The sequence below is a fragment of the Stenotrophomonas sp. YJH_SMC_101-4 genome, assembly GCF_059370395.1.
The window spans coordinates 256,964-278,056 of sequence record NZ_JCAFTP010000006.1 but is presented as its reverse complement, the minus strand read 5'-3'; the positions used below and the strand labels follow the sequence as shown (position 1 = coordinate 278,056).

The following is a 21,093-nucleotide window of genomic DNA, read 5'->3' as shown; positions in this document are numbered from 1 at the left end:
GCGGGAGTCAATCGATGCGCGCGTAGGCCGGCAGGGTCAGGAAATCGGTCAGTTCGTCGCTGCGGCTCAGTTCGCCGAGCAGGGTGATGGCTTCGCCGATGCGTGTACCACCAGGCAGCGCGGCGGTATCGCCCAGCCGTGCCGGCAGCTGCGAGAGAGTGGAATCCAGCAGCGCCAGATCGATCGCGGTGCCGTCGTCCAGTTGCTGGCCCGGCGTATGCAGCCACTGCCACAGCTGGCTGCGGCTGATCTCGGCGGTGGCCGCGTCCTCCATCAGGTGGTGGATCGGCACGCAACCGTTGCCATCCAGCCACGCCGCCAGGTAGCGCACGCAGACTTCCACGTTGCCTTCGAAGCCGGCACGGGTGATGGTGCCCGGCGGGCGCGCGATCAGTTCATCGCGGCCCACGCGCACATCCTGGCGCAGCACGCTGTGCTGGTTCGCACCGGGCATGTGTTCGTCGAAGATCGCCATCGCCACTGGAATCAGCGCCGGATGCGCAACCCAGGTGCCGTCATGGCCGGCGGTGACTTCGCGCAGCTTGTCGGCGCGCACCCGGGCCATCGCCTGTTCGTTGGCCGCGGCATCGTTGTTGATCGGGATCTGCGCGGCCATGCCGCCCATCGCATGCGCACCGCGGCGGTGGCAGGTCTGGATCAGCAGTTCCGAATACGCCTTCAGGAACGGCTGGGTCATGGTCACCTGGCCGCGTTCGGGCAGCACGCGGTCGGCGTGGCGGCGGAAGGTCTTCAGGTACGAGAAGATGTAATCCCAGCGCCCGCAGTTCAGGCCGACGATGCGGTCACGCAGTGCGTGCAGGATCTCGTCCATCTCGAACACCGCCGGCAGCGTTTCGATCAGCACGGTCACCTTGATCTGGCCGTGCGGCAGGCCGAGCATGCCTTCGATGTGCGACAGCGCGGTCTCCCACAGCGCGGCCTCTTCCATGCTCTGCAGCTTGGGCAGGTAGAAGTACGGGCCGCGGTCCTTGGCCTGCAGGGTGCGGGCGTTGTGGAAGGCGAACACCGCCGCGTCGAACAGGCCGCCGGCGATGAACTGGCCGTCGATGCGCACGTGCTTCTCGTCCAGATGCCAGCCGCGCGGGCGCACGATCAGCACGGCCTGTTCGTCGTACGGGCGCAGCGTGTAGTGCTTGCCATTGGCGGCGGTGAATTCCAGATCACCACGCACCGCCGCCGCCAGCGACTGCTGCCCGGCCAGCAGGTTGCGCCAGGTCGGCGAGGTCGAATCCTCGAAGTCGGCCATGAACACCCTGGCGCCGGAGTTCAGTGCGTTGATGACCATCTTTGGGTCTGTCGGGCCGGTGATCTCGACGCGGCGATCCTGCAGCGCGGCCGGCAGCGGCGCAACGCGCCAGTCGCCGCTACGGATCGCGGTGGTGTCTTCACGGAAGTCCGGCAGGCCGCCCTGGTCGAAGAACGCCTGGCGTTCACGGCGGGCCTGCAGCCGTGCCTGCCGGCCCGGTTCCACCGCACGGTGCAGCGACACCAGCAGGGCCAGCAGCGGCGCCGGCAGCACGGTGTCCTGACCGGCCACGCGGGTCGCCAGGGCGATGCCGGGGGTGGCCTTGCTGGCAGGGGTGGGAACAGCGGAAGCGACGGCGGACATGGGGCGACTCCAGCGGTGGGGAACGCCTCCACGGTGCCGCCCGGGCCGAGTATTTGGCAAAACAGTTTTTGCAATGCTCTACATAAGTTGTGCTAATACTTGTAACGCCATGACCACGCGCCCCTCGCCAAGTCCGCGTTTTTCCTACAAATCCGACCGGTTGAAGCCGTTGCGCGCGTTCTGCCAGACCGTGCGTCTGGGCTCTGTCTCACGGGCGGCTGAGGCATTGTTCGTCAGCCAGCCGGCCATCAGCCTGCAGTTGCAGGCCCTGGAACGGGAGCTGGGCGTGCCGTTGTTCGAGCGCAGCGGGCGTCGCCTGGTGCCCAGCCGCGAGGGCCAGCTGCTGTACGAAATGGCGCAGCCGCTGGTGGAGAACCTGGACGGGCTGGAGGCACGCTTCCGCGACAAGGTACGCGGCCTGGATGCGGGCGAGCTGAACATCGCCGCCAACAGCTCGACCATCCTGTACCTGCTGCCGAAGATCGTCGAACGCTTCCGCCTGCACTACCCGGACGTGCGCCTGACCCTGCACAACGCGATCAGCGCCGACGGCACCGACCTGCTGCGCGAGGATGCCGCCGACCTGGCGATCGGTTCGATGACCGATGTGCCGGCCGACCTGACCTACGCCCCGGCCTACCGCTTCGAACAGGTGCTGATCGCGCCGCATGACCATCCGCTGGCCAAGGGCGGCGAGCTGGAGTTGGCCGACATCGCGCGCTATCCGCTGGTGCTGCCGCCGAAGCGGCAGATCACCTACCGGCTGGTGGACCAGGTGTTCCAGCGCCACCGCATCGCCTACACCGTGGCGCTGGAGGTGGGGGGCTGGGAGGTGATCAAGCAGTACGTGGCGATGGGCATGGGCATTTCCATCGTGCCGGCACTTTGCCTGAACGAGGCCGACCGCGAGCGGTTGGCGGCGAGGTCGATGAAGCGCTGGTTCCCGGAACGCAGTTACGGGGTGATCGTGCGGCGCGGCAAGGCGTTGTCGGCGCAGGCGCGGGCGTTCATCGAGCTGATCCAGCCGGAGTTGTTCAGTCCGCGCGATTACGACCAGAGCGGGCATTCCGAGCGGTAGGGGTGTTCGGCAGGGCTGCGCCCTGCACCTGCCGAGGCCGAAGCAACGGCAACAGCGGGCTATCCGTAGGATGGCGGTGCGCTGTGGGTGGGCAGGACACGCCGTGAACCCATCCCTGGGGGCTCGATGGCGCCATCCATGGCGCCAACGGTCCTGCCCACCCACAGCGCCCCGCCTCTGACAGTTCTCCGCGGCTGTTGGTAGGTGTCGACCTTGGTCGACACGTCATCAATGATCGAAATGGGCTTTTGTAGAGTCGAGCCATGCTCGACTGGCGGAAAAACGATCAAAGAAGACGCCAGGCACGGTGCCGGTCTGGCTAGACTGGCGCCATGTCCGTCGAACTCCGCCACCTGCGCTACTTCCTTGCCGTCGCCGATACGCTGCACTTCGGCCAGGCGGCGGAGCGGTTGGGCATGTCGCAGCCGCCGCTCAGCCAGCAGATCCGCCAGCTGGAGGAACTGATCGGGGCGCGCCTGTTCGTGCGCAGCCACCGTCGTGTGCAGCTGACGCCTGCCGGTGAGCTGCTGCAGGAGCGTGCACGCGCCATCGTGCAGCAGGTGGAAACAGCGGTGGACGAGGTGCAGCGCGCGCAGCGCGGCGAGCAGGGCGAACTGCGTATCGGCCTGACCCGGGCCACGCCACTGTCACCGCAGATTCCGCGTTCGATCCTGCGCTACCGCCAGCAGTACCCGCAGGTACGGCTGCAGCTGAGCGAGATGAACACGCTGCAGCAGATCGATGCGCTGCTCGATGGCAGCCTGGACGTGGGCATCATCCGCAAGCGCGCGTTGCCGCCGGAACTGGTGGCGCACAGCCTGTTCGTCGACCCGCTGGCGTTGATCGTGCATGCCGACCACCCCGCCCTGCGCAAACTGTCGAAACAAGGAACGCTGTCGCTGCGCGACTTCGCGCAGGAGCCGTTCGTGGCATTTCGCCGCAGTGCCGGTGCGGGCATCCATGACCACATGATCGCGTTGTGCGCGGCCGCCGGGTTCACGCCGCGCATCGCGCAGGAGGCGGGCGAAGCCTCGACCCTGATCAGTCTTGCTGCTGCCGGCCTGGGCGCAGCCATCCTGCCGTCGTCGTGCGATCACATCCGGGTGGAAGGATCGCGCTTCGTGGCACTGGCCGATGCTGGTGCGCATTCGGAGGTGCAGCTGGCGTGGCACCGCGAGGGGGTGACGCCGCTGATCCGCAATTTCGCCGGGTTGTTGCGCGAGGCGTTCGTGGAGGGCTGAGCGTGCCCCCCCGGTAGTGGCCAACCTTGGTTGGCCCACGACCACAACGCCGACCAAGGTCGGCCTCTATCAGACCAGGATCACGCGGTCACCGGCTGCGGGGCGCGCTGCTGCAGCGCCCAGACAATGCCACCGCCGATCAGGGTCAGCACGGCGGCGAACAGGCACACACCCCGCCAGTCCCACGCCGCATAAGCCAGGCCGCCTAAACCACCGAGCACACTCGAACCCAGGTAATAGGCAAACAGATACAGCGCCGAGGCTTCCGCGCGCATCGTGCCGGCACGGCTGCCAACCCAGCTGCTGGCCACCGAGTGACCACCGAAGAAGCCGAACGTGACCAGCGCGATGCCGAGTGCCATCGTGCTCAGCCAAGGCAGTGCCAGCAGCGCGATGCCGGCACCGATCAGCGCGAACGAGATCGACAGGATGCGGCCGCGTCCGTAACGCGTAGCCTGCTGGCCCATCCACGCCGAACTGAAGGTGCCCACCAGGTAGACGCTGAAGATCAGGCCTACCACGGTCTGGCTGAGGTGGTACGGCGGCGCCAGCAGGTGGTAGCCCAGGTAGTTGTAGAGGGTGACGAACACGCCCATCAGCACGAACGAGGTGGCGAACAGCCACGGCAGGCCCGGGTCGGCGAACAGCATGCGCCAGCGTGACGGCAACTGGCGCAGTCCATCACGGCGGGGGTGGAAGTGACGCGACGGCGGCAGCTGCAGCCACAGCAGCACGGTGCTGGCCACGGCGATGATCGAGACCACGCCGATGCCCCAGCGCCAGCCCCAGTGGTCGGCGATGATGCCTGCCAGCAGTCGCCCGCTCATGCCACCGATGGCGTTACCGCCGATGTACAGGCCCATCGCCAGGCCCAGCGCGCGGCTGTCCATTTCCTCGACCAGGTAGGTCATCGCCACGGCCGGCACGCCGCTCAGCGCCAGGCCCAGCAGGGTGCGCAGCAACAGCAACGTGGTCCAGTCGTCCACCAGCGCGGTGCTCAGCGACAGCATGGCCGAGGCCAGCAGCGCAGCAATCATCAACGGGCGGCGGCCGACCGCGTCGGACAGCAGGCCGGCCAGCAGCATGGCCACCGCCAGCGTGCCGGTGGTCAGCGACAGCGACATTGCGCTGCCGGCGGCGGACACGCCGAAGTGGCGGCTGAATTCGGGCAGCAGCGGCTGCACCGTGTACAGCAGCCCGAAGGTGGAGAAGCCGGCCAGGAACAGCGCCAGCGCGGTGCGGCGGAAAGCCGGCGTGCCCTGCTGGATGCGGGTGTCGGAAGCGGGGTCAACAGCGTGGGGGCGGCGTTCGACGGTCGCGGCGGTTTCGCCAGTCATGGGATCGGTGGGCCGGTGGGGACGGCCGGGTATGGGAGGGAACGGGCCTCAGACTAGGCCCGTCCATCCAGTCGATCCATAACCTGATAGGTCAGGATTGATACACAGGAAGTATCAATTCAGCTTACAGGCGCTGCCACTCGAAGCCGGCGCCCCGGCGGTAGTACACCGCCACAGCGCGGCCGTAGACCTTGTCAGCGTCGACGAAGCCGAAGAAGCGGCCATCGAAGCTGTTGCCGCGGTGGTCACCCAGCACCAGCACCTTACCGTCGGGCACCACCAGATCGGCGATGTCCGGGCCGCCGCCCATGTCCAGATCGAGGCGGGCACGGCGTTCACCGAAGGCTTCCACGTCCTGCAGGTCGGCGGTCTGCAGTGGCTGGCCGTTGATGCTCAGGTGCCCTTCGTGCAGCTGCACATGGTCACCGGCCACCGCGGCCACCCGCTTGATCAGGCGGGTGCCGTCGGCCGGCGAATCGAACACCGCCACCTCGCCGCGCTGCGGAACGCCGGTGGCCATCAGTTCCTTGCCGGTGAACGGCAGGCGCAGGCCGTAGGCACGCATGTCCACCACCACCCGGTCGCCGGGCTGCAGGGTCGGCTGCATCGAGCCGCTGGGCACTACGTAGTGGTTGGCCAGGGTATCGCGGGCGGCGGCGAGCAGGCCGAGCATCACCAGCAACGGCAGCGCCTCTTTCTTCAGCCAGGCCAGCGCGCGTTCGGAAAAGGGAGGGCGGGCAACAGCGTCCATGGCAGGCTCCGGGTCAGTGGTAGCTGCATCAGACCACATCCGGGCCGAAGAGGTTCCCGCACCGGCTTGCTGTAGAGCCGAGCCCGCGCTCGGCTGCCCTTCAAGCGTCGGTGCACGCCAGCCGAGCGTAGGCTCGGCTCTACAGGATGGGTTACGCAGGTTTTACGCCGTGCCCCGGCCACGGGCATCGCACCTTTACGGCCAGCACGCGCATCGTGTCTCCACCGCGCCGCAGGGCGCATTCCGCAAGGTGTTGTATGACCCTCCTGGTGATCCGCCACGCGTCTCCGTCGGCGCCGCGCCCGCAGTTGCCGGCGCAGCTGAGCGGCCATCGCGTGCTGTGCAGCGACTGCGCCAGTCTGTCCGAAGTGCGCCAGTGCCTGTGCCAGCCGCAGGCGCGCTCGGCCGACTGGGTGCTGCTGGATGTCGGCGTGGCCGACGAGGCGCAATGGCAGGCCGAGGGTGGCGCACTGCAGGCGGCGCTGGAACGGCTGCCGGCGCAGTACATCGAGCTGCAGTCGCCCAGCGAGCCCGGCCTGGATGCGCGCCTGCGCCTGCAGCACGGCCCCGCCGCGGTGGTGGTCGACCAGCGCAGCCAGCAGGCCGGCTATCCGCTGTCGCTGGCCATCGTCGGCCGTCGCCTGGCGCAGGAGAGCTGAGCCATGTCGATCTTCATCATCCGCGGCCCGGAAGCCGCCGGCGCCTTGATTCGCACGGCAATGCCACTGCCGGCGCCGGTACTGAAGTCGCTGGTGCATCGCGCGATCGATGCCGGCACCAGCGTGGCGATCCGTGCCTGCGGTTCGGAACAGGAACTGCTGGACGCGCTGCGCGTGGCCGATCACAGTCGCGGCGAGGTGACGCTGCTCGATCCGGGTGCATGTGCCAACAGCCTGCGCCTGCAACGGTTGCTGCCCTATCTGCACAACGCGTACGTGGAAGTGCATGACGACGGCGCGGTGGCCGAGCCGTGCCTGCCGGCCGGTGTCGGCCAGCGCCTGGGCATTGCGGCCGGTTACGGTGCACAGAGCTATGTGCTGGCGCTGGATATCGCGCTGGACCACCTGGGGCTGGCCGAGCAGGCCAACCGGGTGCATGTGGGGACGTAGCGCGCTTCCTTTCGTGGGAAACCAGCCGAGCATGGGCTCGGCTCTACAAGGGCGCGAAAGGCAGCCGAGCGTAGGCTCGGCTCTACAAGAAGAGCAAAGAAAAACGGCGGGGTTGCCCCCGCCGTTTTCGCTTTCTTATTTCAGCCCGCGGAACTTCAGCAGCGGTTCCACCGACGGGTCCTTGCCGCGGAAATCGCGGTACAGGGTCGACAGCTCCACACTGTTGCCGCGCGAGAGGATCTTGTCGCGGAATTCCTGGCCGTTGGCCGCGGTCAGGCCACCGTGTTCGGTGAACCACTGGTAGGCGTCATGGTCCAGCACTTCGGCCCAGAAGTAGGCGTAGTAGCCGGCCGAGTAACCACCGCCCCAGATGTGGTCGAAGTAGGTGGTACGGTAACGCGGCGGCACCTGCGGCAGGTCGACCTTGAACTTCTTCAGCGCGCTGGCTTCAAAGGCGCCGACATCCTGCAGCGGCGCGTCGGCCTTCTGCGTGTGCCAGGCCAGGTCCAGCAGTGCGGCCGACAGGTACTCGGTGGTCGCGTAGCCCTGGTTGAAGCTGCGTGCCTTGAGGATCTTGTCGACCAGTTCCTGCGGCATCGCCTCGCCGGTCTTGTAGTGCTTGGCGTAGTTGGCGAACACCTTCGGATCCAGCGCCCAGTGCTCGTTGAACTGCGACGGGAACTCGACGAAATCACGCGAGGTGGCGGTGCCGGCAATCGACGGGTACTTCACGTTCGAGAACATGCCGTGCAGCGCATGGCCGAACTCATGGAACATGGTGGTGACGTCGTCGAAGCTGATCAGCGCAGGCTGGCCGGCGGCCGGCTTGGTGAAGTTGCAGACGTTGTAGACCACCGGCTTGGCACCGGTCAGGCCGTCCTGCTCGACGAACACGTCCATCCAGGCGCCGCCGGACTTGCTGTCACGCTTGAAGTAGTCGGTGTAGAACAGCGCCAGCGAGGTGCCGTCCTTGTCGAACACTTCGTACACCTTCATGTCCGGGTTGTAGGTCGGAATGTCGGTACGCGGCTTGAAGGTGATGCCGTACAGCTGGGTGGCGGCGTAGAAGACGCCGTTCTGCAGCACGTTGTCCAGTTCGAAGTACGGCTTGATCTGCGATTCGTCCAGATCGTACTTGGCCTTGCGCACCTGCTCGGCGTAGAAGTCCCAGTCCGAAGCGGCGACCTGGAAACCACCCTTCTGCGCGTCGATCACCTTCTGGATCTCGCCGGCTTCGGCGCGTGCCTTGGCAGTGGCGGCCGGCACGGTGTCGGTCAGCAGCTTGAGCGCGGCAGCCGGGGTCTTGGCCATCTGGTCGCCCAGCTGGTAGTCGGCGAAGGTGTCGAAGCCGAGCAGCTTGGCCTTCTGTGCACGCAGCTGGGCCAGGCGCTGCACGGTCTGCCGGGTGTCGTTGGCATCGCCGCGCTCGGCGCGGGTTTCCGAAGCCTTCAGCACGGCGGCGCGCTGGTCGCGGTCGCTCAGCGAGCCGAGCACCGGCTGCTGTGTGGTGTTCTGCAACGGCAGCAGGAACTTGCCATCCAGCTTGCGATCCTTGGCGGCGGTGGCAGCGTTGTTGATCGCATTCTCGTCCAGGCCGGCCAGCTTGGCCTTGTCGTCGACAACGACGGCCGCAGCGGCCGTGGCGGCCACCAGACGGGTATGGAACTGGGTGGAAAGGGTGGTTTCTTCCACGTTGAGCTTGCGCAGGCTCGCCTTGTCGGCGTCGGACAGCTGTGCGCCAGCGCGCACCAAGCCGTCGTAGTAATGCTCGACCAGGCGCTTCTGCACCGGGTCCAGTTCCAGCGTGTCACGCTGGTCGTACAGCGACTTCACGCGCGCGAACAGCTTCGGATCGAGGTTGATCTCGTCCTGGTGCGCGGCCAGCTTCGGCGCCACTTCTTCCTGGATCTTCTGGCGTGCATCGTTGGTATCGGCCTGGACCAGGCCGAAGAAAATGCGCGACACGCGGTTCAGGGTCTCGCCGCTGCGCTCCATCGCCACGATGGTGTTGTCGAAGGTGGCCGGCTCGCTGCTGTCGGCGATCTTGCGCACGTCGGCCAGGTGCTGGCGCATGCCTTCCTCGAACGCCGGCAGGTAGTCGCTGTCCTTGATCTTGTCGAACTGCGGCGCCTGGAACGGCAACGTGCTGGCGCTCAGCAGCGGATTGGTGGAGGCTTCGGCCGGCTGCTGGGCCGGGGCTTTCTGGGCATCGGACACGGGGGTGGACTCCTTGCCGGAACAGGCCGCCAGCGCCAGGCTGATGGCGGCGGCCAGGACTACGGTACGCGACATGTAAAACACTCCTTGGGCAGACGGTACGGGATACCAGCCCTCCACCCTACTCCTGTCGCGCTCGCCCGGCATGTGCCGGACGTGGCGTCTATGCGGCGGCCTGCGGCAGGCTCAGACCGTACCGCGGGTCTTGCCCATCCACGGCCGGTAGAACTCGCGGATGGCGGCCATGTCGGCGGCATCATCGCCGCTGGGCGTGAACAGCGGGCCGATGCCGATGGTCTTTTCCGGGTAGTGGAAATACGCGGCCAGGATCGGCACGTCGGCCATCCGGGCGATCTTCAGGAAGCCGGCCTTCCAGTCCTTCACGGCCTTGCGGGTGCCCTCGGGGGTGATGGCGAACCACATCTTCTCGTTGTTGCGCAGCAGGTCCACCGCCTGGCCCACCGTGCCCTGCGGCGAGCTGCGGTCCAGCGGGATCACGCCCAGCTTGTGCAGCAGCGGGCCCAGCGGCCACCAGAACAGCGATGCCTTGCCCAGCACCTTGACCTTCATTCCCAGCGCGATCTTGGCCGCCATGCCCCACAGGCCGTCCCAGTTGGACGAATGCGGCGCGATGATGAACACCAGGCGGGGAATGTCAGGCAGGGTGCCGGTCACCTTCCAGCCGCCCATGCGCAGGGTGCAGCGCGCCAGCCAGCGCAGGAAGGCGTTGGGTTTGACCTGCGGCATCTGCGGCGGCACGGCCGGCAGCAACGAAGTCGGGTTGTTCAAGCAATCACTCCCAGTCACGTGATGAGCGCCCGCGCTTGATCTGCGCGCGCCCGCGTTTGGCGTCCAGACGACGCAGTTTCGACCCGAGGGTCGGCTTGGTGGCCTTGCGCGGCTTGGGCACGCTCAGCCCGGCCTGGATGAAGGCCGCCAGCCGCTCGCGCGCATCCTCGCGATTGCGATCCTGGGTCCGGAAACGTTGCGCGTCGATGACCAGCACGCCTTCGCCGGTCATGCGCCGGTCACGCCGCGCCAACAGGCGCGCGCGCAACGGTTCGGGCAACGAGGGCGAGTTGGCCACATCGAAACGCAGTTCCACCGCGGTGGAGACCTTGTTGACGTTCTGGCCACCGGCACCGCTGGCACGCACGAACCGCTCGACGATCTCGCCGTCGGGGATTTCAAGCTGCGCGCTGATGGTGACCGGTCCACTGCCCATCCGCGCATTGTAGCGGCAGCCACGTGCCGGAGTGCGGCATCGCGCACCGTATGCCGCCGATCAGGTACCGAACACGCCGCCTTCGCCTTGGCTGCGGGTATGCTGGCCGTCCCATGTACCGCAGGAAGCCCGCATGACCCGCACCGCACCCGCCCTGCCGTCCCTGCTGCGCCGCGCCGCCCTGCTGCTGGCGCTGGCCGTGGCCAGCGTTCCGGCCCTGGCCGCGCCACCGACCGATGGCGACATCAACCGCCTGCTGTCCGCGTCACGGGCGCAGAGCATGATCGACACCATGCTGCCGCAGATCGAGGCGATGCAGCAGCAGCAGTTCCAGCAGGTGGCCGCACAGCGCCAGCTCAACGCCCAGCAGCAGGAACAGCTGAAGCGGATCCAGGCGCGGACCAGCCAGACCCTGCGCCAGGCCCTGTCGTGGCAGCAGCTGCGGCCGATGTACGTGGACCTCTACAAGAAGACCTTCAGCAAGGAAGACGTGCTGGCGATGGCCGAGTTCTACGAGAGCGCGGCCGGCCAGAGCCTGCTGGACAAGACCCCGGCGCTGATGCAGAACGTGATGGTGGCCATCCAGGCGCGCATGCAGCCGCTGTTCGCGGATCTGCAGAAGGACCTGGAAGCGATCGTCAACGAGCCGGAAAAGAAATAACGGGGTGCGCCGGGCCACGCCCAGCCGCTGGCTGTAGAGCCGAGCCCACGCTCGGCTTACCGCAGCAGCATCAGGCGTCGTCCACCTGCCAGCCGAACAGGCCCAGCGCCTTCTGCAACTCGCGGTCCAGCGGCGCACGCACATCCACCGTGCCACCGTCCGGATGCGGGAAACGCAGGCGCTCGGCATGCAGCAGCATGCGGTGCACGCCCTGCATGCGGAAGATGCGGTTGTGGCGACCATCACCGTGGCTGGTGTCGCCGATCATGTGATGCGAGAGATGCTTCAGGTGCCGGCGGATCTGCCGGAAGCGCCCGGTCTGCGGCTGGCAACGCAGCAGCGCGTAGCGCGAACGGGTGAACTCACCGACCGGGACCGACAGCTCGCCGGTGGCCAGGCGCTGGAAGTCGGTGACCGCCGGCTTCTTCACCGGCTTGCCCGGGCCACCGTCGAGGTCGTGGTCGACCCGCCAGGACAGTTCTGCCGGCCAGCCACGGCAGACGGTCAGGTAGTCCTTCAGCACTTCACCGCCCATCAACGCCTTGCCCAGCGCGCTGGCGGTTTCGCGGTCGAAGGCCAACAGCAGGCAGCCGCTGGTGGCCCGGTCCAGGCGATGCACAAGGAAGATCGGGCGGCCCAGCTGCTCGCGCAGGCGGTCGGCCAGGAAGTCGTCTTCGCCACGGGCCAGCTTGCTGTCGTGGACCATCAGCCCGGCAGGCTTGTTGACCACGGCCAGGCGTTCATCCAGGTGCAGCAGCTGCAGGGGCGCGGTGTCGGTCTCGACCGCGGCGAGGGTCTCGGGTTCGGTGCTCACCGCGGGATTATAAAGGCCTGCCTTCTGTAGAGCCGAGCCCGCGCTCGGCGGCTCTGCGCGCCGGCAACGGCGTGCCAACCAAGGTTGGCACCTGCCTGTAGAGCAGTCAGGCGCTGCGTACGGCCAACAGCTCGCCATTGCCCACCGGCACCAGGCTGGTGCTGAAGTCCGGATCAGCCTCCAGCAGCGCCCGCAGCGGTTCCACCTGTTCTGCATGCGAGGTGGCGTTGTCCACCACCAGCAGGCCGCCGGGCCGCAGCACGCGGCGCAGCTGCGGCCACCAGCCGGCGTACTGCCCGCGATCCGAATCGAGGAACAGCAGGTCGACGCTGGCATCGGCGACCAGCGCCAGCCACGGTCCCGCATCGTCGTGGACCAGCGTGATGCGATCGGCCAGGCCACTGCGCGCGAAGGTGTCACGCGCCATCGCCACCTTGTCCTCGGCGTATTCGAGCGTGGTCACGTGGCCGTCGATGGCTGTGGCAGCCTCGGCCAGCCACAGCGTCGAATAGCCGTTGGAGGTGCCGATCTCCAGCACCTGGCGCGCAGCGCCGAAGCGGACCAGCACGGACAGGAATTCACCCGTCTCCGGCGTGATGTTGAGCATGCGGCGCCCGCGCGCGCTTTCGCGGGCATCGTTGTCGGCGCCGAAGCGGGCCAGTTCGTCCTTGAGTGCCTGCAGCATGGGACCTACTTCCACCACGCGCGCGCCAGCGCCACCACGCCGACCACACCGGACAGCCAGCTCCACATCGGCAGGTCGCCCCAGTACCAGCCCGGCGGCTGCACCACGTAGATCAGCGCGGCGATGGCCAGCAGGCCGACACCGGTGATCGCGCCCACCGCACGCTTCTGCAGGCGCTGCACGCTGGCATCCAGTGCGGCCAGGTCGCGCGAACGCATCGACAGTTCGTGGCGGCCTTCCACCTGCTGGGTCAGCCAGGCGTGTACCAGGCGCGGCATGTCCGGCGCGTGGGTCATGATTTCCGGCAGGCGCTTGCCGATCTCGCGTACCACCCGGCGCGGGCTGTAGCGCTCGCGCAGGATCTTCGCCAGCACCGGCTTGGCCACTGCCCAGATGTCGATCTGCGGATCGAGCTGGCGGCCGACGCCTTCGATGTTCAGCAGGGTCTTCTGCAGCAGGATCAGCTGCGGCTGCAGGGTCAGCTGGTAACGCTGGGCCACGCGGAACAGCTTCATCAGCACTTCGGCCAGCGAGATCTGCGACAGCGGCCGGGTGAAGTACGGCTCGCACACCGAACGCACGGCCGCTTCCAGGTCATCGATGCGCACGTTGTCCGGCATCCAGCGCGCCTGCACATGCAGTTCGGCGATGCGGCGGTAGTCGCGGTTGAAGATGGCCATGAAGTTCTCGGCCAGGTAGTACTGATCTTCCTGCGAGAGCTGGCCCATGATGCCGAAGTCCAGCGCGATGAAGCGCGGGTTGGCGCGACGCGATGGATCGGTGTCGACCCAGATGTTGCCGGCGTGCGCGTCGGCATGGAAGAAGTTGTCGCGGAACACCTGGGTGTAGAACACCCGCACGCCCTTGGCGGCCAGCGCCTTGCGGTCGATGCCGGCCTTGTCCAGCGCGGCGATGTCGTCGGACGGAATGCCCCACACGCGCTCCAGGGTCAGCGCGCGCTCGGCGGTGTGGCTCCAGATCACTTCCGGCACGTACAGGTCGTCGCTGTTTTCCCAGAAGCGGCGCAGCACGCTGGCATTGGCGCCTTCGCGCTGCAGGTCCAGCTCGGCGGACAGGGTGTTTTCGACCTCGGCCACCACTTCGCGCGGACGGATCTTGTCGGCGCGTGGATGGGTGCGCTCGACCAGGGCGGCCAGCGAATTGAGCAGGGCGATATCAGCGTCGATCTGCTTCTCGATGCCCGGGCGCAGCACCTTGACCACCACCTGGCGGCCATCGGCCAGCGTGGCCGCGTGCACCTGTGCGATGGAGGCCGAGGCCAGCGGTTCGGTGTCGAAACTGGCGAAGGCCTCGCTGACCGGCAGGCCGAGCGCTTCCTCGACGATGCGACGCGCGGTCTCACCATCGAACGGCTTGACCCGGTCCTGCAGCAGAGTCAGCTCATTGGCCACATCCGGCGGCACCAGATCGCGGCGGGTGGACAGGATCTGGCCGAACTTGACGAAGATCGGGCCGAGATCCTGCAGCGCCAGGCGCAGGCGCGCACCGCGCGACTGTGCGGCGATGTCGGCCGAGGCGCGCGGCACGAACGGCTTGGCCAGGCGCAACCAGCGCTCGGCCGGTGTGTCCTGCAGCAGGTCGTCGAGGCGGTAACGCAGGATCACCCGGCCGATGCGGCTGGCGCGCAGCACGGCCTTCATGCGGCACCCCGCAGGCGCTGTACGCGTGCACCAAGGCGCTCCACGTCGTCGCGCAGCACGTCCACATCATCGTGGAAGGCATCCAGTTCAGCGCGCGGCACTACATCGCGCGATTCCTCGGTGATGAATTCTGCGGCGCTGTGGGCCAGGTCGACCGCGCCCTGGCGTGCGTGCTGCAGGGCGCTGCGCAGGGTATTGGCGACCTGCACGCCCAGTACCTCGCCGAACACGCTGACGAAGGGCTGCTGCCAGTCCGGGTCGAAGCCCTTGGCGAGCTGCTGCAGGCGGCGTGCCAGTTCGGCGTCGCCGGCCACGCGCACGCGGCCCTTGCCGTTGTTGTCACCGCGCCGTGCGTTGGCCAGCAGCGGCAGCTGCGCGAGCACGCCGGCCAGGCTGCTGCGCACGGCCAGGTCGGCTTCCTGCGCATCCACCGGGCCGACCCGCAGCTGGTCGCCGTCGACGCTGATGCGCATGGCCAGCGACGGCGCTTCCAGGGTCAGATCGATATGCCGGCCATCCAGGCTGGTCAGCGCATGGCGGGTATCCGGATCCAGCGCCAGCGCGCGGTTCAGGGCGATCTGCAGGGCGCGGCCGGCGACCGGCTTGAGGGACTTGAGCAGGGAGAGAGCCATGTGTGCATTCTACCTGCGTGGGTGGGGGGCTTGGGCCGGGCTGCCGCCCGGCACCCGCAGAGGCACCGGCCGCTGGCCGGCAAGATCAACATCAAAAGCGGGCTATCCGTGGGATGGCGGGGTGGGTCCGGTTGCGGGGGACGCTGCAAGTACGTCCATGTAAGCTCGGTCGCCGCATCCATGCGGCTCACGCCCCCGCAACCGGACCCACCCCGCCTTCGACAGGTTCCTGCTGTTGTTGGTGGGTGTCGACCTTGGTCGACACGGTAGATCGCCATGCGTGGATGGATTTCTGGTTCATCTGTGCCTCACGCGGAAGGCCGATGAAGGTTCATGCTATGGGGCCACGCAACGCACAGGACATCGCATTCGCCATGGCACGGACCCGGGTCGGCATCATCTTCGGTGGCAAGTCTTCCGAGCACGAAGTTTCGCTGCAGTCGGCGAAGAACATCCTCGATGCGCTCGATCGCGAGCGCTTCGAGCCGGTGCTGGTCGGTATCGACAAGCAGGGCCAGTGGCATCTGAGCCAGCCGGATACCTTCCTGATCAATGCCGATGATCCGTCGCGCATCGCCCTGCATCGGTCCGGTACGTCGCTGGCGGTGCGCCCGGGCGCCGAGCAGGCGCAGCTGCAGCCGTCCGATGCGGCCAGCGCGCTCGGCCAGATCGATGTGGTGCTGCCGATCGTGCACGGGCCGCTGGGCGAGGACGGTGCGCTGCAGGGGCTGCTGCGCATGGCCAACCTGCCCTTCGTCGGTTCACCGGTACTGGGCTCGGCGGTGGCGATGGACAAGGACGTGACCAAGCGCCTGCTGCGCGACGCCGGGCTGCAGGTGGCACCGTGGCTGTGCATCCGTCGCCATCAGGCGGCGGCAGTCGATGTCGATGCGGTGATCGCGCAGCTCGGCCTGCCGTTGTTCGTGAAGCCGGCCAACCAGGGTTCGTCGGTGGGGGTGAGCAAGGTCAAGGATGCAGCGGGCTTCGCCGAGGCGCTGGCATTGGCGCTGCGCTACGACCACAAGGTGCTGGTGGAATCGGCGGTGGTCGGTCGCGAGATCGAGTGCGCGGTGCTGGGCAACGAACATCCTCAGGCCAGCCTGTGTGGGGAAGTGGTGGTGCACGACGAGTTCTACGCCTACGACACCAAGTACATCAACGCCGACGGCGCCGAGGTGGTGGTGCCGGCGGATATCGATGCTGCAACCCAGGCGCGCATCCAGCAGACCGCGCTGCGGGCCTACCAGGCGCTGGAGTGTGCGGGCATGGCGCGCGTGGATGTGTTCCTCACCACAGACGGTGACATCGTCATCAACGAGGTCAACACGCTGCCGGGCTTCACCCGCATCAGCATGTACCCGAAGCTGTGGGGCGCCAGCGGTGTGGACTACACGACGCTGATCACGCGGCTGATCGAACTGGCGCTGGAGCGCCATGAAGCCGATCGCGGATTGCACAGCGCCGTGTAGCGGCGCTGTGTGTAGCGTCGAGCCATGCTCGACCCTGGAGATGCAGCCGAGCATGGCTCGGCTCTACAGGAGGCGTGCCGACCAACGGTCGGCACCCACCGGGAAGCGACGTGCCGGCCGGTGACCGGCACGTCCTGCAGGTTCTATCCGCGCTTGCGGAACATCGAGATCACTGCCAGTACCAGGAACACAACGAACAGGATCCAGGCAATGTTGCTGGCAGCGCCGGCAATGCCGGAGAAGCCGAGCACGGCGGCGATGATGGCGATGACGAAAAAGATGACGGCGTAATGCAGCATGGCGCTCCTCGCAGATGTCCGGGCCGTTGGATGGCGTGGGTCCATCCTCCCGATCTGGCGGTGTGCAGCCAGTGACGGCGATCTATGCAGCAGATGAAGCCTTCAGCCTGCGCAGCCCTTCTTCGACGCTGACCTGCGGCACGTAGCCGAAGTCACGGCGTGCCGGCTCCATGCTGTACCAGTGCGGCGTGCACAGCTGCTCGGCCAGGAAGCGGGTCAATGGCGGCTCGCCGCGCAGGCGCAGTAGCGGCCACAGGCGCTCGCAGAGCGCACCGATGCGGTAAGCGGCCTTGAAGCTGATCGCCTTGTCCACCGTCGGCGCACCAACGGCGGCCAGCAGCTTGTTGACCAGCTCGCGCATCGGCAGCGGTTCGCCGTTGGAAATGAAGTAGGCCTTGCCCGCACACGCGGCCCCCGGCGTCAATGCCTCGAAAGCGAGAAAGTGTGCGAGCGCGGCGTTGTCGATGTAGGTGGTATCCACCTTATTGTTGCCATCGCCCACCAGACGCAGGCGGCCCTGCCGTGCACGTTCGGCCAGGCGCGGCACCAGCTGCTGATCGCCCGGGCCCCAGATCAGGCGCGGGCGCAGTGCCACCGTCGCCAGCGAGGCGTCGTTGGCCGCCAGCACGCGCTGTTCGGCAATCGCCTTGGTCGCCGCATACGGGGCCTGGAAGTCCTCACCGTAGGGCACTTCATCCGCGCCCAGGCCTTCCACCGGGTGGGTGGCACGGTGCGTCACGCTGGGCGTGGAGGTGTAGACCAGCCGGCTGATGCCGTGCGCGCGGCAGGCGGCGATCACATTGTCAGTGCCGACCACGTTGGCCTGGTGGTAGCTGTCATAGCTGCCCCACGCACCGGCCTTGGCACCGTTGTGGAACACCGCGTCAACGCCGGCCACCGCGTGCAGCACTGCCTGCGCATCGGCCAGGTCGCCACGGATCTGGCCCACGCCCATCGCCTGCAGTTCCGGGTAATGGCTGCGGTTGAACGCCAGTACCTGGTGGCCACGTTCGACCAGCCCGCGGCACAGCGCCTGGCCAAGGAAACCACCACCACCGGTGACCAGGATCTTCATGCGCGCTTCTCCAGTTCGGCGCTGGCCCAGACGGCGAGCTTCTCGCGGCCGATCTTGGCGTTGTGACGGATATCGACGGGGAACGCCGGATGCACCAGGAAGTGCTGCAGGCCGGCCTCAGGCGTGCGCGCTGCGGCATGCGCACGCAGCGCTTCCTGCAGCGCCGGGCTGTCTGCCTGGCCACGCTGCAGTTCCACGCACAGCACCGGCACCTGTGCACCCGGGGCGCCGACACCGACCAGCGCCGTGCGCGCCACCCCGGCCACGGTGTTGAACACCGGCTCGACCTGTTCGGTGTACAGCGGTCCGCGCGTGGTCTCCACGCGCTGCGTCTTGCGCCCGCAGAACCACAGGCGGCCCTGTGCATCGAAGTAGCCGACGTCGCCCATGCGATGGACGATGCGGGTGCTGCCATCGGCCAGCGTCTCGCGGATCTTCGCTGCCGCCGTGGCCTGCGGGCGATTGAAGTAGGTGTCGGTAGCGGTCGGGCCAGCCACCGTGATTTCTCCCACTTCGCCAACGGCCAACACGCGTGCCTGCGACCAGTCCGGCAACGGCGCGTCATCGATGGCGATGATGCGCACTTCGTTTGGCTCGACCACGCTGCCCACGCAGGTACCGGCACCTGCTTCGGTAGCAGCACGGGTGCGCTCCAGCTCGCGGCCCTCGACCACCGCCACCGGCAGGCACTCGGTGGCGCCATACGGCGTCCAGAACTGCGCGTCGGCCGGCAGCAGGCTGCGGATGGTGGCGACCACGTCCGGCGGCACCGGCGCACCGGCCGAGGTCACCCGGGTCACCGTCGGCAGCGGCCGGCCATGCTTCGCCAGCACCCGCATCAGCGCCGGCGAGCCGAACAGCTGGGTCACGCCGAAACGCTGGATGGCGTCGTGCAGGCGCGCCGGGTCGGCCTGCGCCGGCCGGGTCGGGTCCATGTCCGGGATCACCGAGGTCAGGCCCAGCGCCGGATCGAACAGCGCGAACGGTGGGAAGGTCGGCAGGTCCACCCCGCCCGCTTCCATGCCGAAGGCGCTGCCCAGCAGCTGGATCTGCCCGACGAAGTGGCGATGGCGGTAGACCACGCCCTTGGGCACGCCGGTGGAGCCGCTGGTGAACAGGATCGCCGCCATGTCCTCGCCATCGGTGGCGGCCAGCATCGCCCCCCCGTTGGCGCCGGCGCGCTCCAGCGCGGCCAAGGTGGTTCCGCCCCAGCCGAGGCGGCGGCCGACGGTCACCAGGCGCGCCGCCGACGGTGCCCAGCGCAGCACCAGCCGCGCCACATGGGCCAGCGGAACGCCGATGAAGGCTTCCGGCTGTGCCTCGTCCAGGCACTGCTTCAGCGCGCGCCTGTCGATGCCCGGGTCGACCAGCACCGGCACCGCGCCCAGCTTGAACAGCGCGAACATCAACAGGAAGAACTCCGGCGAGGGCCGCACCATCACCACCGTGCGCACCCCGCGGCCGATCCCGTAGCCGGCCAGGCCGGCGGCCATGGCGTCGCTGCGGGCGTCCAGCTGGCGGTAATCCAGGGTGACGTCGTAGGCGGCCATGCCGTTGCCGGCGCCCCGGCGGCCGGGGCAGCGGATGGCGATCTGGTCGGGGCGTTCACGCGCCAGTTCAGGCAAACGGGCCGCAATATTGCAGGGTCGGTTCATCCGTTCATTGTCGCCGCTAACGGAATTTCTTGCGCGGCGGCCCACTTCGTGGAAAATCCGCACCTTCGTTCCTGATTCCGACTGCCGCCCGAGGCGGCTTGCCCATGCAACATCCCTGCATGACCTGCGGCGCCTGCTGCACCCAATACCGCGTGGCCTTCCACTGGATGGAATCAGACGAGGTCACCCCCGGTGGCGTGCCACACCAGCTCACCGAGGTGCTGGACCCGCATCGCCTGTGCATGCGCGGCACCCATTCCAAGCCGGTGCGCTGCGTGGCGCTGGATGCGCAGATCGGCGTGTATTCACGCTGCACCATCCACCCCAACCGGCCCAGCGTGTGCCGTGAGGTGGATGCATCGTGGGAGTACGGCAAGGCCAGCCCGCAGTGCGACAAGGCGCGCATCGCCTATGGCCTGGATCCACTGACGCTGGCCGACTGGCGTTGGCGCGATGACGCCGACAATGATGACGATCATCCGGACGACAACGGCAACAGCCCGTCTTCGCCGCCGCAGGCGCCGGTCGCGGCGTAGTCCGGTGTGCCGACCAACGGTCGGCACCCACCCATACCTTCCACGTGTGGGTGCCGACCGTTGGTCGGCATACCTCTCAGATCGGGTTCTTGTCCAGGAACGCCCGGATCTCCGGCACCAGCACCTCGTGCTTGTCTTCCAGCACGTAATGCCCGGCATCCTCGAAGGCATGCACCTGGGCCTTCGGCAGCGCGGCCTGGAAACCCTTCAGGAAGTGGTGGTCGAACACGAAGTCGCGCAGGCCCCAGCCGAGGAAGACGGGGCGGTCGGCGAACGACGGCAGCGCCTTGCCGGCACGCTCCAGCAGCGACCACGCCTTGTCGGCCGGCGACAGCGGGATGTCCTGCATGAAGCGGATGGTGCTGATGCGGTTGGCGTAGCTGTTGTACGGCGACACGTAGGCGCGGCGCACGTCGGCCGGCATCTTCCGCTCCACGCCCAGCCACGAGGCGCCGGACGAGAATGCGTTGAAACTGCGGATGATCCACTCGCCGATCTTCCAGTGGCGGCCCAGCGCGATCTGCCACGGCATCTTCTTCGCGGCCGGCATCGGGAAGGCGGCGGTGTTGAGCACCACCAGGCGCTTTACCTGGTCGTGGTGCGACAGCGCCCAGCCGAAGCCGATCATGCCGCCCCAGTCGTGCACGGCCAGGGTCACCGGGCCGGTGATGCCCAGGTGCTTCAGCAGTGCATCGAGATCGTCCACGCGCGACTGCAGCGTGTATTCGTAGCGGCTGTCGTCCGGCTTGTCCGACAGGCCCATGCCGATGTGGTCCGGCACGATGCAGCGGTACGTGTCCGACAGGCCAGCCACCAGCGTGCGCCAGTAATAGCTCCACGACGGGTTGCCGTGCACCATCACCACCACCTCGCCGTCGCGCGGGCCTTCGTCGAGATAGTTCATCGACAGGCCAGGGCGCACTTCGAAGCGCTGCGGGTGGGCGGGGTAACCGGGGAGATCGCGCATGCGGAGCACCTAAGGAGAATCGCGGCGCGGTGTAGAGCCGAGCCGATGCTC

General features: G+C 67.7%; 21 protein-coding genes. 7 read left to right on the top strand and 14 right to left on the bottom strand.

Going from position 1 to position 21,093, the window contains the following annotated elements; translation table 11 throughout:
* Positions 1 to 7: 7 nt before the first annotated feature.
* Positions 8 to 1,630, bottom strand: a complete 1,623-nt coding sequence (aceB, locus tag AC5P8D_RS19850) for a malate synthase A (protein ID WP_262103089.1) — start codon at positions 1,628 to 1,630, stop codon at positions 8 to 10.
* Between the two features lie 109 nt (positions 1,631 to 1,739).
* Here aceB and AC5P8D_RS19845 point away from each other — a divergent pair, with 109 nt between their 5' ends.
* Positions 1,740 to 2,708, top strand: coding sequence for a LysR family transcriptional regulator (locus tag AC5P8D_RS19845; RefSeq protein WP_143994093.1), 969 nt, complete (start codon positions 1,740 to 1,742; stop codon positions 2,706 to 2,708).
* 332 nt (positions 2,709 to 3,040) lie between these two features.
* A complete protein-coding gene (locus AC5P8D_RS19840) occupies positions 3,041 to 3,949 on the top strand; it encodes a LysR family transcriptional regulator (RefSeq protein ID WP_329763736.1) in 909 nt (302 codons plus the stop codon).
* An 80-nt stretch (positions 3,950 to 4,029) separates the two neighbouring features.
* Here AC5P8D_RS19840 and AC5P8D_RS19835 read toward each other — a convergent pair whose 3' ends face one another.
* Together AC5P8D_RS19835 and lepB are read right to left on the bottom strand one after the other, a co-directional pair.
* Positions 4,030 to 5,286 carry an MFS transporter gene (locus tag AC5P8D_RS19835; RefSeq protein ID WP_241874508.1) on the bottom strand — a complete coding sequence of 419 codons (1,257 nt, stop codon included), beginning with the start codon at positions 5,284 to 5,286 and terminating at the stop codon, positions 4,030 to 4,032.
* Positions 5,287 to 5,410: 124 nt separating this feature from the next.
* Positions 5,411 to 6,037, bottom strand: a complete 627-nt coding sequence (lepB, locus tag AC5P8D_RS19830; RefSeq protein WP_495203594.1) for a signal peptidase I — start codon at positions 6,035 to 6,037, stop codon at positions 5,411 to 5,413.
* A gap of 257 nt (positions 6,038 to 6,294) precedes the next feature.
* Between lepB and AC5P8D_RS19825 the strand changes: the two genes are divergently transcribed.
* Both AC5P8D_RS19825 and AC5P8D_RS19820 read left to right on the top strand, forming a co-directional pair.
* Positions 6,295 to 6,696 carry a hypothetical protein gene (locus tag AC5P8D_RS19825; protein WP_495203593.1) on the top strand — a complete coding sequence of 134 codons (402 nt, stop codon included), beginning with the start codon at positions 6,295 to 6,297 and terminating at the stop codon, positions 6,694 to 6,696.
* Positions 6,697 to 6,699: 3 nt separating this feature from the next.
* A complete protein-coding gene (locus AC5P8D_RS19820) occupies positions 6,700 to 7,146 on the top strand; it encodes a 3-dehydroquinate dehydratase (protein ID WP_004153636.1) in 447 nt (148 codons plus the stop codon).
* A gap of 135 nt (positions 7,147 to 7,281) precedes the next feature.
* Here the strand turns inward: AC5P8D_RS19820 and dcp are convergent, their stop codons facing one another.
* The 3 genes from dcp to arfB all read right to left on the bottom strand — a co-directional run bounded on the left by dcp (position 7,282) and on the right by arfB (position 10,588).
* On the bottom strand, positions 7,282 to 9,438 hold the full coding sequence (gene dcp / locus AC5P8D_RS19815) for a peptidyl-dipeptidase Dcp (RefSeq protein ID WP_019337438.1): 2,157 nt from the start codon (positions 9,436 to 9,438) through the stop codon (positions 7,282 to 7,284).
* A gap of 111 nt (positions 9,439 to 9,549) precedes the next feature.
* Positions 9,550 to 10,110: a lysophospholipid acyltransferase family protein gene (locus tag AC5P8D_RS19810; protein ID WP_224329368.1), complete on the bottom strand. Its 561-nt coding sequence runs from the start codon at positions 10,108 to 10,110 to the stop codon at positions 9,550 to 9,552.
* Between the two features lie 46 nt (positions 10,111 to 10,156).
* Positions 10,157 to 10,588 (bottom strand): alternative ribosome rescue aminoacyl-tRNA hydrolase ArfB, encoded by a 432-nt coding sequence (gene arfB / locus AC5P8D_RS19805; RefSeq protein ID WP_005420755.1) that lies wholly within the window; start codon positions 10,586 to 10,588, stop codon positions 10,157 to 10,159.
* A gap of 133 nt (positions 10,589 to 10,721) precedes the next feature.
* Here arfB and AC5P8D_RS19800 point away from each other — a divergent pair, with 133 nt between their 5' ends.
* Positions 10,722 to 11,249 (top strand): DUF2059 domain-containing protein, encoded by a 528-nt coding sequence (locus tag AC5P8D_RS19800; protein WP_010487093.1) that lies wholly within the window; start codon positions 10,722 to 10,724, stop codon positions 11,247 to 11,249.
* A gap of 70 nt (positions 11,250 to 11,319) precedes the next feature.
* Here the strand turns inward: AC5P8D_RS19800 and AC5P8D_RS19795 are convergent, their stop codons facing one another.
* The 4 genes from AC5P8D_RS19795 to AC5P8D_RS19780 all read right to left on the bottom strand — a co-directional run bounded on the left by AC5P8D_RS19795 (position 11,320) and on the right by AC5P8D_RS19780 (position 15,041).
* Entirely contained in the window at positions 11,320 to 12,063 is a 744-nt protein-coding gene (locus AC5P8D_RS19795; protein WP_495203592.1) for a pseudouridine synthase, read from the bottom strand.
* A gap of 106 nt (positions 12,064 to 12,169) precedes the next feature.
* On the bottom strand, positions 12,170 to 12,748 hold the full coding sequence (locus AC5P8D_RS19790) for an O-methyltransferase (RefSeq protein WP_057503921.1): 579 nt from the start codon (positions 12,746 to 12,748) through the stop codon (positions 12,170 to 12,172).
* A gap of 5 nt (positions 12,749 to 12,753) precedes the next feature.
* Positions 12,754 to 14,409 carry a ubiquinone biosynthesis regulatory protein kinase UbiB gene (gene ubiB / locus AC5P8D_RS19785; RefSeq protein WP_099559716.1) on the bottom strand — a complete coding sequence of 552 codons (1,656 nt, stop codon included), beginning with the start codon at positions 14,407 to 14,409 and terminating at the stop codon, positions 12,754 to 12,756.
* Positions 14,406 to 15,041, bottom strand: coding sequence for a ubiquinone biosynthesis accessory factor UbiJ (locus AC5P8D_RS19780; RefSeq protein WP_019337432.1), 636 nt, complete (start codon positions 15,039 to 15,041; stop codon positions 14,406 to 14,408). The genes ubiB and AC5P8D_RS19780 overlap by 4 nt, the downstream gene beginning before the upstream one ends.
* Before the next feature lie 374 nt (positions 15,042 to 15,415).
* Here AC5P8D_RS19780 and ddlA point away from each other — a divergent pair, with 374 nt between their 5' ends.
* Positions 15,416 to 16,510, top strand: coding sequence for a D-alanine--D-alanine ligase (ddlA, locus tag AC5P8D_RS19775; protein WP_071306525.1), 1,095 nt, complete (start codon positions 15,416 to 15,418; stop codon positions 16,508 to 16,510).
* A 143-nt stretch (positions 16,511 to 16,653) separates the two neighbouring features.
* Here the strand turns inward: ddlA and AC5P8D_RS19770 are convergent, their stop codons facing one another.
* The 3 genes from AC5P8D_RS19770 to oleC form a co-directional block, all read right to left on the bottom strand.
* Positions 16,654 to 16,809, bottom strand: coding sequence for a DUF1328 domain-containing protein (locus tag AC5P8D_RS19770; protein WP_004153593.1), 156 nt, complete (start codon positions 16,807 to 16,809; stop codon positions 16,654 to 16,656).
* A gap of 82 nt (positions 16,810 to 16,891) precedes the next feature.
* Positions 16,892 to 17,884, bottom strand: a complete 993-nt coding sequence (gene oleD, locus AC5P8D_RS19765; RefSeq protein WP_164192515.1) for a 2-alkyl-3-oxoalkanoate reductase — start codon at positions 17,882 to 17,884, stop codon at positions 16,892 to 16,894.
* Complete coding sequence (gene oleC / locus AC5P8D_RS19760) at positions 17,881 to 19,539, bottom strand: olefin beta-lactone synthetase (RefSeq protein ID WP_495203591.1); 1,659 nt, start codon at positions 19,537 to 19,539, stop codon at positions 17,881 to 17,883. Before oleC ends, oleD begins: the two co-directional genes overlap by 4 nt.
* A 104-nt stretch (positions 19,540 to 19,643) precedes the next feature.
* On the opposite strand from oleC, the gene AC5P8D_RS19755 reads away from it, so the two are divergent.
* Complete coding sequence (locus AC5P8D_RS19755) at positions 19,644 to 20,075, top strand: YkgJ family cysteine cluster protein (RefSeq protein WP_029380125.1); 432 nt, start codon at positions 19,644 to 19,646, stop codon at positions 20,073 to 20,075.
* Between the two features lie 76 nt (positions 20,076 to 20,151).
* Here AC5P8D_RS19755 and AC5P8D_RS19750 read toward each other — a convergent pair whose 3' ends face one another.
* Positions 20,152 to 21,042: an alpha/beta fold hydrolase gene (locus AC5P8D_RS19750; protein ID WP_197577340.1), complete on the bottom strand. Its 891-nt coding sequence runs from the start codon at positions 21,040 to 21,042 to the stop codon at positions 20,152 to 20,154.
* Positions 21,043 to 21,093 lie beyond the last annotated feature (51 nt).